The sequence below is a fragment of the Vibrio rhodolitus genome (assembly GCF_003350325.1).
Lineage (GTDB): Bacteria > Pseudomonadota > Gammaproteobacteria > Enterobacterales > Vibrionaceae > Vibrio > Vibrio rhodolitus.
On record NZ_QLYZ01000003.1, the window covers coordinates 45,599 to 56,447 of the forward strand.

At 46.3% G+C, this 10,849-nt stretch carries 12 protein-coding genes; 5 read left to right on the forward strand and 7 right to left on the reverse strand.

The genetic code is table 11. From position 1 onward, the window contains the following. Nucleotides 1-201: 201 nt before the first annotated feature. From DPF93_RS03735 to DPF93_RS21260, 5 genes are all read right to left on the reverse strand, one after another. Complete coding sequence (locus DPF93_RS03735) at nt 202-498, reverse strand: 2TM domain-containing protein (RefSeq protein ID WP_244204668.1); 297 nt, start codon at nt 496-498, stop codon at nt 202-204. Nucleotides 499-1,065: 567 nt separating this feature from the next. Further along, nucleotides 1,066-1,875, reverse strand: coding sequence for a sugar-phosphatase (gene yidA, locus DPF93_RS03740; RefSeq protein WP_114764886.1), 810 nt, complete (start codon nt 1,873-1,875; stop codon nt 1,066-1,068). 268 nt (nt 1,876-2,143) lie between these two features. Further along, nucleotides 2,144-4,354 (reverse strand): FUSC family protein, encoded by a 2,211-nt coding sequence (locus DPF93_RS03745; RefSeq protein ID WP_114764887.1) that lies wholly within the window; start codon nt 4,352-4,354, stop codon nt 2,144-2,146. Between the two features lie 2 nt (nt 4,355-4,356). Beyond that, nucleotides 4,357-5,262, reverse strand: coding sequence for an HlyD family secretion protein (locus tag DPF93_RS03750; RefSeq protein WP_114764888.1), 906 nt, complete (start codon nt 5,260-5,262; stop codon nt 4,357-4,359). An 18-nt stretch (nt 5,263-5,280) separates the two neighbouring features. Further along, nucleotides 5,281-5,535, reverse strand: a complete 255-nt coding sequence (locus DPF93_RS21260; protein ID WP_279628044.1) for a DUF1656 domain-containing protein — start codon at nt 5,533-5,535, stop codon at nt 5,281-5,283. Between the two features lie 134 nt (nt 5,536-5,669). On the opposite strand from DPF93_RS21260, the gene DPF93_RS03760 reads away from it, so the two are divergent. Both DPF93_RS03760 and DPF93_RS03765 read left to right on the forward strand, forming a co-directional pair. After that, nucleotides 5,670-6,560: a LysR family transcriptional regulator gene (locus DPF93_RS03760; protein ID WP_114764890.1), complete on the forward strand. Its 891-nt coding sequence runs from the start codon at nt 5,670-5,672 to the stop codon at nt 6,558-6,560. A 48-nt stretch (nt 6,561-6,608) separates the two neighbouring features. Further along, a complete protein-coding gene (locus tag DPF93_RS03765) occupies nt 6,609-7,277 on the forward strand; it encodes a CatA-like O-acetyltransferase (RefSeq protein ID WP_114764891.1) in 669 nt (222 codons plus the stop codon). Nucleotides 7,278-7,361: 84 nt separating this feature from the next. Here the strand turns inward: DPF93_RS03765 and DPF93_RS03770 are convergent, their stop codons facing one another. Then, nucleotides 7,362-7,856, reverse strand: coding sequence for a GNAT family N-acetyltransferase (locus DPF93_RS03770; protein ID WP_114764892.1), 495 nt, complete (start codon nt 7,854-7,856; stop codon nt 7,362-7,364). Nucleotides 7,857-7,858: 2 nt separating this feature from the next. Beyond that, on the reverse strand, nt 7,859-8,188 hold the full coding sequence (locus tag DPF93_RS03775; RefSeq protein ID WP_114764893.1) for a hypothetical protein: 330 nt from the start codon (nt 8,186-8,188) through the stop codon (nt 7,859-7,861). 256 nt (nt 8,189-8,444) lie between these two features. On the opposite strand from DPF93_RS03775, the gene DPF93_RS03780 reads away from it, so the two are divergent. The 3 genes from DPF93_RS03780 to DPF93_RS03790 all read left to right on the forward strand — a co-directional run bounded on the left by DPF93_RS03780 (nt 8,445) and on the right by DPF93_RS03790 (nt 10,791). Continuing rightward, on the forward strand, nt 8,445-9,029 hold the full coding sequence (locus DPF93_RS03780) for a TetR/AcrR family transcriptional regulator (RefSeq protein ID WP_114764894.1): 585 nt from the start codon (nt 8,445-8,447) through the stop codon (nt 9,027-9,029). 100 nt (nt 9,030-9,129) lie between these two features. Continuing rightward, nucleotides 9,130-10,161, forward strand: a complete 1,032-nt coding sequence (locus tag DPF93_RS03785; RefSeq protein WP_114764895.1) for an NADP-dependent oxidoreductase — start codon at nt 9,130-9,132, stop codon at nt 10,159-10,161. A gap of 9 nt (nt 10,162-10,170) precedes the next feature. Continuing rightward, on the forward strand, nt 10,171-10,791 hold the full coding sequence (locus tag DPF93_RS03790; RefSeq protein ID WP_114764896.1) for a glutathione S-transferase family protein: 621 nt from the start codon (nt 10,171-10,173) through the stop codon (nt 10,789-10,791). The last annotated feature ends 58 nt before the right edge of the window (nt 10,792-10,849 follow it).

Here is a 10,849-nt window from a genome sequence, read left to right on the forward strand (position 1 = left end):
GATAAAACTCACATGAGGCAAAAATACAGGACGTATTTTTAGGTTTTCGGCGTCGGGAACGCCTAAAACCGACCGGACCACATCAGCAGACTAAAGCGCCTTTCTGATTACTCTTTGGCAAGACAAAGAGTAATTGGGCCGCTTGTCGCATGGTAAAAGAAAGCGGCAGACTATTAAGCGGGACATACAGCAATACTCAAGCTAAGCATCACGGTTACTTAACTTAGTTAACCGCTTCTCTACTTCCTTTTTCTCCCAGTCATAACCCAAGAAATTGAACGGCTCAAATGCCTTAATTGCATGTGAAACGATAAAGATCCCCCAACCTAAGGCGGGATAAATTGCCCAAAGATCCTCTGTACCAGTCACGAAATTAATGACAAACAATAGGCATATTACCGACAAGTAGTGAGTTAGATGCGAGTAAAACTCTTTGATTTTCTTTACTTGAGCCAGTACGTGTTCCTGCTGCTCGGTTGTGTGCATTGCTTGATTCATCTTATTACCCTTTCTGTTAACGTTGTCGTTTGATGTGGTAATAATAATTGAAGTTATGGGGTCAAAAATTCCTGTGCGACGAACTGCCAGAAATGGGAGATGAAGTGTCGATAACTAGGATAAAGCGCCTACGCCTATAACGAAGTAATGCTCACAAAAAAGCTCTTAAACCTTTCTATCCCCAAACGCCCTAGCCGATACAACCACAACACTAGGTAAAAATTCAGGACAGAATTTTTAGGTTTTCGGCGTCGGGAACGCCTAAAACCGACCGGACAACTCCAAAGACACTAAAGCGCCTTTCTGATTACTCTTTGGCAAGACAAAGAGTAATTGGACCGCTTGTCGTAGAGGTAAAGAAACCAACACACTATTAAGCGGGACATACCCACTCACTAAGTCACCGAATCAAAAAAACAAAAACCAAGATTCCCCGCCTTCGCGTGGAATGACAAAGTTTAAGTCTTGTGCGCGAAAGCGAGAGAATGACAAAATTTGAGTCCAACATAAAAAAATGGCCATTCACCACCATGAACAGCCACTTATTCAACAAAGACAAAAACTTAATTAAACATTAAGAATAAAATCTTCAATCACTACCGCTACACCATCTTCATCGTTGCTAAGGGTAATATGATTCGCCAACGCTTTAATATCATCCGTTGCGTTACCCATCGCAACGCCAAGACCGGCGTACTTAATCATATGGTGATCGTTACCTGCATCACCCATACAAATCACTTCACTTGCATCAAAACCTAGATGCTCGGCAAGCATGGCAACGCCAGTGCCTTTGTTACTGTTGGCATTCATGATTTCAAGGAAGAATGGCGCGCTTTGTACAACTGTGTATTGCTGGTAAAGCTCCGCTGGTAGCTGTTCAATCGCACTCGTTAGAATTGATGCTTCTGCTACCATCATAACTTTGATGATCTCTTCATCATCAGAAAGCTCAGCGAAATCCATCACGGTGCTTGGTACGCCGTTGATATCAGATTCGTGCTTGGTGTACGGGTTATCCGCTTCTGTGATCAAACCGCGCTCAGGTGAGAAAGCATGCACAAATGTACCTAAATCACGAGCAAGGCTGGCGATATTTTTTGCATCCAATCCGGTTAGAATTTGTTTGCGAATCACCTCTTTGCTTGCCACGCGCTGCACCAGTGACGCGTTATAGCTCAACACGTAATCTTGATCGCTGTGCATTTCCAGCTCAGACAATGAGTTCAGCATACCTTCTAGAGGTCGGCCGGATGCAAGCACCACGACCACGCCTTTATCACGCGCGGCTTGAATGGCTTGCTTGGTACGAGGGGTGATGGCTTTTTGCGAGTTAAGCAGTGTGCCATCCATATCTAAGGCAACCAGTTTGTACATGTGAGATTCCATGGCTAACGACAAATTTTGATATACCCGTCCTACTTGAAGTTGCAGCGGTGTTGACTGGCACTCACAAACCTCATCACATAGATCATCTATGCTCAGAGGCTTTGTTCCTTTGTCGCCTACCTGCATCTTCAAGTTGCTTGGGGATAGCGCATCTTAAAGAATTTTTGTGACTAACTCGACAACAATTGATGACAAAATAACAAATTCTCACCCAAGATTGATGCCTATCAACAGCCCTTGCTATAGATAGTACTGGCTAAATCGTAAACGGCGATAAGCGCAGTTGATAAAAGTCCTTCACACTGGTGTCTTGCTGCAATTGCTGTAAAGATTCAACCAAGATTTGCATCGACACCAATAGCTGATAGCTCTGATCCGCTTGCGGCTGACTAAACGCAATTTGCAGCGGAGAACTCCCCTCAAAGCCATACAAATAGTGCTGTAGTTGCTGCTGCAACTGGCGTAACACAATGGCATGATGTCGGTTATCTTCGCTAATCATGCTGGTATCGAGCAATTTGGTCATTTCAGCTATCGAGCGTTGAATCAATCTATCGATACCTGCATGGAAACTGCTTTGCTGCCATTGACGATAACTGTCAGCAAACGCGCGATAATGCAAACACAAGCTATAGGCTCGAGCGATCAACTGTTCGGCTTCGGCTTTATCCAGTTCTGGATACATCTGCCAATTGATCACATTAATCGCCGCCTCTGCACCCGCCACTGCTTTTACCGCAACGGGGCTAACAAAGGTTACCCAGGGTTGACGTTGCGAGGTTAATAAACTCTGTAAGTTTGCCTGCAAGCTGCGACGAAAATGCCCTAATTGACGCAAAAATACGCGCTCTGGGTTGGCTGAAAACACCCCATGATTGACAAAGAAAATCACCAACATGCCAAAGGTAAACAGCATTAACACCAGTAGCGAATATTGAATGTCATAAGTGGGCGTCAGTTGCATCGCACTGTTGGTCATCAACACTAAGTTCATCGTGCCAAGTAAGCGATGGAAAATCTGCTGCGGCTGATTGAAGACAAACCAAATCACAAAACTATTGATAAAGTAAAAGCCTCCTAGCTGCCAGATTTCACTCAAGTGCGGCAAGATGAAGATGTATTGCAGCAACACAACGCCCGCCCAACCGAGCATGTAAAACAGCAACGAGCGAGTACTCGCAAACGGCATCGACAGCACTACAGCACCAAAAGCGCCCCCAAACAGAACAATCATCGGTCCACCGGGCGTTGGCACATAGAGCCACAGCGCGATTGAGATCCACAACATGATGGAGACTTTAAGCGCATTAATCGCGCGCTCAGGATCAATACTCAACCATGGGCGCTTTTGAGCACTCAGGTTGGCTTGAAACTGGGTTTTCTCTTCTTGCTCAGTAGCCAGTGAATGATGCGTAAAACCCAGCGCCTCCAGCAAGGTAGCGTGCATTTTATGATGGTAAGCGTCCATTTGATTGAGGATCTTCTCCATCGCCTTTAGTGCGCCATGAGAATGCCCCTTATCATCAGGTTGTGGCTGAAGATTGATACTCGCTGCGACTGGGTTATCTAATTTCTCTGCCAACTGCTCACACTCAACCCAAGGGTCTTGAGCAAGGCGAGTTTGTAGCAACGTAGATGCTCGCTGAGGACGCAGTAACAAATGGTCGAGCACTCGCTTAATTTCATCTTGCTGAGTTTGGCTAAATGGCTTATCGACTAATCGTGTCGCTTCATACAAATGACCGCAAAGCAGAGTCCACTGATTTTGCTGTTTCAGCAGTTGCTGCCATTTTTGCTCTGCACTGCTTAACTCATAGCTGTCCGCCATCGCCGCATGAATCAAGTCTTCTAAACGGCTCAAGCGTTTAATACTGTTGCCTAACGAGTAATCACGGCGTAGATGCCCAGTTTGCTCCAAGTCTGAGATGATTTCAGCCACTAATGCTGCTTGCTGATCAAAGTAGCTTTGCAGCGTTTGCAGTAATAGCCTGCGGCTTGATGCCGGCCACAACAAACTGAACACCAGAGAAAAACAGACCACGCCAAGAATCGTTTCTTGAATACGTAACACCGCAACGGTGAATGTTTGTGTGCCGGAAAAACCACCCATCACCATCACTAACGTGGCGACCATCATCGCGATAGACCAAGCGTAACCGTTACGTGGGTTGGTCTGGTGATAAACACAAAGCGCGGCAAACAGACTATAGCAAGCGAGCAATTCGACTGGCTGCTGGGCATAGAGCCCAATCATAACAAACGCGACCAACACGCCGAAAAAAGTGCCGACGATACGTTGGCGTCCTTTCTTGAGTGAGTGACCGGTTGACTCTGTCACCGCCATCACCACAACAGAGAATGCCGCCCAGTACGGCTTCTCCCAACCTAACCAAAGCGCAGTAACGATAGCTAACGTCAGTGCTAAAGCCACTTTGAGCGGCAAGCGATATCGAAGACCAACCATCATGCTTACTCCGCAAGATTAGCGATGAATGACTCCAAATCGAGCTGAGGGTGTTTGTGGATCACAATGGTAGCACTTGAGCCAACACGCAACTGTATATCGCTAGGTAGCGTCTCTAAACGTACGCGTACAGGAATGCGTTGCGCCAGTCGAATCCATTGAAAAGTCGGGCTAACATTGGGTAGCAGCGAAACACCGGTACTGCCATCTTTATGTGCAATACCGTAGCCAATGCTGTCCACTTGCGCTTGCAAAGGTTGACCGTGATAGGACATCAAGGTAACCGTGGCTGGCGCACCAGAAATCACATCATTGATATCAGTCTCTTTGAAAAAGCCTTCAATCCAGAAGCTGTTTTTATCCACCAAAGCAACCATCGGTTGGTTCGCTACCACTTGGCTACCAACGCGCAGATTCAAGTTGGTGATGTAGCCATCCACTGGCGCCGTAATTTGGGTAAAGCTTAAGTTCAGTTGCGCCTCTTCAAGTGCGGCTTTCGCCACCATCACACCCGCTTTAGCCGACTCAACCGCATTGGCTTGTTGTGTCAGCATCAGTTGTGAAATTGAACCCGGCTGCTTACGAGCAAGAGAATGCCCGCGATGAGATTCATCCGTGGCACGTTTCAATAATGTCTCTGCCTGAACAAGGCTTGCCTGTGCTTTGGCAAGCGCAGCTTGATAAGTACGCTGGTCGACTTCAAACAACAGTTGCCCAGCTTTGACTTCGCTGTTATCTGTCACATGAATCGCAACTAATGGTCCGGTGACACGTGGGGTGACTTGCACAATTTGCGCGCGTACTTGCCCATCACGCGTCCAAGGATTGGTGATGTACTGTTGATACTTCCAACCGATCGCCAACAACGCCAATACGACAATTAAACCGGTTACAAAAACTCGCTTCTTCACTGTTTCACTCTCACTTAATCAACTAGGAAAAACAAACGTACCAATCAGCACGGTATAAATAATCGCCATCGACATCTCGACCAATGGCGGGCTGACAACATAGCGATGCCAACGCAAGCGATTGAGAAGCCGCGTAGTCAGTGAGGTACAAATGACACCGAAGAAACCCGCCACTAATAACGGTGGCAAATAGATATCTCCAATGGCAGTTTCTTGGGGAATAGCAGTGAGCAATGCAGAGCCTCGCAGGGAAATTAAAATCGGTTGGAACACAATCGGAATGATTTCGACGTGATGTTAATCACAAATAACCGAGAGATAAATGCACGCAAAGGGATTACACTAACAACCAATAGTTTCGAATAAAGATAACTAAAAACCACTTTAGGTTTTTAATTGAGGCGAATATGGATCGAATTACCAGCATGGAAATTTTCGTGCGCGCGGTACAACTTGGCTCCTTTGCCGCCGTTGCGGACGAACGTGGCATTAGCGCACAAATGGTCGGCAAACATGTTCGAGGCTTAGAGGCAGGACTAGGCACTAAGCTGCTGGCTAAATCGACCCGTTTTCAAAAGGTCACTGCCGCAGGAGAACGCTACTACCAACGCTGTTTAACTATCCTAGCCGAGCTCAAAGCCGCAGAAGAAGACATCTACCGCAACATGAACGAGCCCAGTGGCACGCTTAAGATTTGCACTGGTGTGAATGTCGGCATCAAGGTATTAGCGCCAAGCCTTGCACGCTTTATGCAGCGCTACCCAAAGTTAGAGATTGATCTGGTGGTCGACAATCGCCTGCCTGATATTAAGAAAGATGGCTTTGAAGTGATTTTCCGCGACAAAGTGGATGGCTATGAAAACCTCATCGCCCACAAACTGAAAAGCTTTGAGATGATTGTTTGCGCCTCACCTGAGTATTTGCAGCAGCACGGCACACCAAACCATCCAGATGAGTTAAGCGATCACCAATGTTTACAATCGAGCTTGCTCTATTTAAACCATAACTGGAGCTTTTTTGATGGTAAACAACACTTTAAGCCCGAGGTATCCTCTAAACTCACCATCAATAGCGGTCAAGCGATGATGAGCGCAGCAATTGAAGGCGCTGGCATTACGATGCAACCTATCTTTCAAGTCAATAATGCGCTAAAAGATGGGCGCTTGGTTCAAGTGCTCGCGGATTATCAATTGCCAGAGGTTAGCCTATACATGATTTACCTGCCCTCTTTACGCAATACCGCCAGATTAACCTTGCTTAAAGAACATCTACAACAAACCCTAAAACAATACGTATAAACGGTTCCTGCGCTCTCGGAGCAAAAGGGATACACTAGGACTATAAACATGGCATATACAGTGCTGGATGTCGCTCAATGGGCGCGCGCTGAACACTTCAAGTTTTACCAAGGCTTTAGCCACCCTTGGTACAATATCTGTAGCAACCTCGATGTCAGTGAGCTTTATCGATATTGTAAGCAGCACGGACATCGATTCTTCCATGCTTATCTCTATCTAACTCAGCAGGCGCTTAATAAGAGTGAACCTATGGCAACGCGCTTGGTTGGGGATGAAGTGCGCATCTACTCAACGATGCATGTTAGCGTCGCGATTCTTGCTGACGATGATACGGTGCGTTTTTGTGACCTGCCTTATCAACCTAAGTTCGCGGAATTCTGCCACAGCGCGACTGAAACCGAGCAGCGAGTGAAAAACACGCCGTTCATTTTAGAGCAGTTTATTGGTCAAGAGATGGTGCAAAACACCATTCATCTGACGGTTCTGCCATGGGTTGATTTCACTAGTATGAGCCATGCGCGAGATACCAACTTTCCCGATAGTGTGCCTAAAATGGCGTATGGCAAGTTAACCCAAGAAGGTGAAGGTTGGCGTATGCCACTGTCACTCGAAGTGCATCATGGTTTGATGGATGGTTTGCATGTCGGTCAGTTCATCCATACTCTGCAATCGCTATTCAATAATCCTCAGTTGCTCGACGACAACTCTGATGGCTAATTCTGGCAACTAGTGCTGGCAACCAATACTCGAAATTCACGATTAGAAATGGGATCTTAGACGAGCAACAAGTGACAATGTCACTTAACCTAGTGCTTTATGCATCATCTCTAGATCCCATTGCTGACCTTTGAACTGACGTATTCCCTGCTCAACCGTTGTGGTGGTAAAACCCAGCGACTGATAACAACGTTTTGCCACTTGATTGTGACTAAACACCGCAAGATACAATGAAGTGGCATTAAACTCACTTTGCGCCTTTTGCATCAATTGTGTCAGCATCACTTGCGATAGCTGCTGACCACGAAATTCTTTGCTGATAAATACGCGGCAAATCTTAAAGCTATTGAGAGATTCTCGATACAGCTCTACATACCCCGCGTTGGCTTGATCAACACAAAACAGATAGGCATAAACGTCAGGGTTGGCGTAGTGTTCATCCAATTGCTGTTGAGTTAGTGGAAAACAGAATTTAGGACCACCCCAAAGGTAATTGAGCTCATCGCTATCAATCCAATCAACTAGACACTGATAATCCGTTGTAGTGAAGGCTCTAAGTTGGGTGCGTATGGTTTTCATCCTTAGCGTTTTTGGCTCAAGTAATGACTCAGATAATCTTGCGCATCACCAAGCGAGTCAGACAGCGTTTGGCGATTTTGAGTATTGCCTCTCGCCACACAATGTAAATGAACCTCTCTTAATGCTGGCAACAAATAGTTCTGCTCATCAACATTTATCGCAGCAGCTTGCTGAAGCTCATCAAGTCGTGATTTGACTCGCTTTTTCAACTGACCATATTCCGCCGAGATAACGGTAAGATCCATATCCGTGAGTGTCAGTTTGTCCATCACTCTATCAAATTTAGACTTGAGTTCAGTTAACTCGTTAAGCACCGCATTTTCTTTAGACATCAAGTAAAGCTCCTAATTTAGGCAAAACTTATATGAGCACGAAAGCCCCCAAGCAACAATAGAACAGCTTAAATTATTCAATAACTTACATAACAAAATCTTAATTCAGAGATCTTCATCAATATTTGCAAGCCGTACTCGCAAGATGAACGACTTACTGTTTTAGCCAGCGAGCAAGTCCAAATCAATACCTCCCCTCCTGCCACCACCAATTCAAGACTAGACGACTGGTCTAATTGATTGTATGGTATTGGGCATGAACGCAAAAACAAACGACACACGCCAACATATCTTAGAGGTTGGCTATCAACTTATCGTCAACAAAGGCTTTACCGCAGTCGGATTGTCCGAGCTGCTCAAAGCGGCTGATGTACCTAAAGGTTCCTTCTATCACTACTTCAAATCCAAAGAGCAATTTGGTGAAGCGCTGATCGAAGAGTACTTCCGTAGCTATTTGCAGCGTATTGATGGCTTGTTCAACAACCCTGAATTGCCCGCTTACCAACGCCTGATTAACTACTTCTCGATGTGGCTAGAAGTAAACAACGGTGTCTGCAATGCCAATAAATGCTTGGTAGTGAAATTAAGCGCCGAGGTGTCCGATCTCTCTGATGCCATGCGCATCTCGCTAGCCAATGGTGCTTCGCAAATAATCCAAGCACTTGAAAACTGTATTGAGCAAGGGATCCAAGATGGCTCTATTAACGTACCAAACAGTAATCAGATTGCTTCCCAGCTGTATCAACAGTGGTTAGGCGCGAGCCTGCTTAACAAACTGATGCCTGATCAAGCCCACCTTGAGCTAAGTTTGATCACCACCAAACAGCTACTCAAAGCTTAAAACCCTCCCGCCATAACCTCAGTTTGTGTGGCGGGATTTTTTTGAATTGAAAACTAGACGACTGGTCTATTTTACAGTTAATGACATGGAGTAAACTCAAATGACAGACCCAGTAAATCGCCGTATCGTACTCGCCTCTCGCCCAGTTGGAGCGCCTGTTGAAGAGAATTTTCGCCTCGAAGATGCAGCGAGACCAAGCCCAAATAATGGCGAAATGTTACTGCGCAGCGTTTACCTCTCACTTGATCCATACATGCGTGGACGCATGAGCGATACCAAATCTTACGCCGATCCTGTCGAGCTGGATGAGGTCATGGTCGGCGGCACAGTGTGCCAAGTGGTTGAATCTAAACACGCCGATTTTGAGCAAGGCGAGTGGGTACTTGCCTACACAGGCTGGCAAGATTACGGCATCTCAAATGGCGAAGGATTGATTAAGCTCGGTATGAACCCAACCCATCCTTCCTACGCACTGGGCGTCATGGGTATGCCAGGTTTTACTGCCTATATGGGGCTATTAGATATCGGTCAGCCAAAGCAAGGTGACACATTAGTGGTTGCAGCTGCAACGGGCGCGGTAGGCTCTATGGTGGGTCAAATCGGTAAGCTTAAGGGCTGTCGTGTCATCGGCGTGGCTGGCGGTGAAGATAAATGCCGCTATGCGGTTGAACAACTTGGCTTTGATCATTGTATCGACCACAAAGCCGATAACTTTGCCGAGCAGCTCGCCGCTGCATGTGAGAACGGCATTGATATCTATTATGAGAACGTTGGCGGCAAAGTGTTTGATGCTGTGATGCCACTACTTAATACTGGCGCGCGTATTCCTCTATGTGGGTTAATCTCACAATACAACGCTACTGCGCTTCCTGATGGTCCAGATCGCATGTCGATGCTGATGGCGCAACTGCTGATCAAACGCATCAAGATGCAAGGCTTTATCATCTTTGATGACTACGCACACCGCTACGGCGAATTTGCGGCTGATATGTCGAAATGGCTAGCTGAGGGCAAAATTCACTACCGTGAGCATCTTGTGGAAGGACTGGAAAATGCGCCCCAAGCTTTCATCGGTCTGCTGGAAGGTAAGAACTTTGGCAAGCTCGTTATCCAAACCAATCAACCACTTTAGGAGTGCCAAATGATCACCTTACATCACTTAAATCAATCGCGCTCAAAGCGCATTATTTGGCTGCTAGAAGAACTCAATATCGAGTACCAAATTACCCCATATCTGAGAGACAAAGTGACCTTCCTTGCTCCGCCAGAGCTTAAAGCGGTCCACCCATTAGGCAAATCTCCGGTGATTGAAGAGGATGGCGTAGTGATTGCCGAATCTGGCGCGATTACCGAGCACTTAATTGCTAAATACGCGCCGAACGAACTCGCGCCTGAGCGAGATAGCGAAGACTACACTGAGTACCTGCAATGGCTGCATTTTGCCGAAAGCTCGGCTGCACTACCGCTATTGCTCAAAGTGTTTATCGCCAAAGATGGCGCGCCAACCAATTTCTTGGCTGATTACGCAGAAGCAGAGCTAGATAAAGTGATGAGCTATGTTGACGCACGTTTGGCGGGTAAGCGCTACTTAGTCGCAGACAAGCTCACCGGTGCCGATATTATGATGTCATTTATCATTGATATTTTAGCCAAGTTCAATGCTCTTGAGCGCTATGCCCATATCAGCCGCTATGCCAAGCAACTAGCAAGCCATCCGGCTTATCAAAAAGCACAACAGCTAGAAGCACAATACGACATGTAAACGGGTTTTGTTTTCACGCATAAAAAAGGGTCGACAGTGTCGACCCTTTTACTTTGCT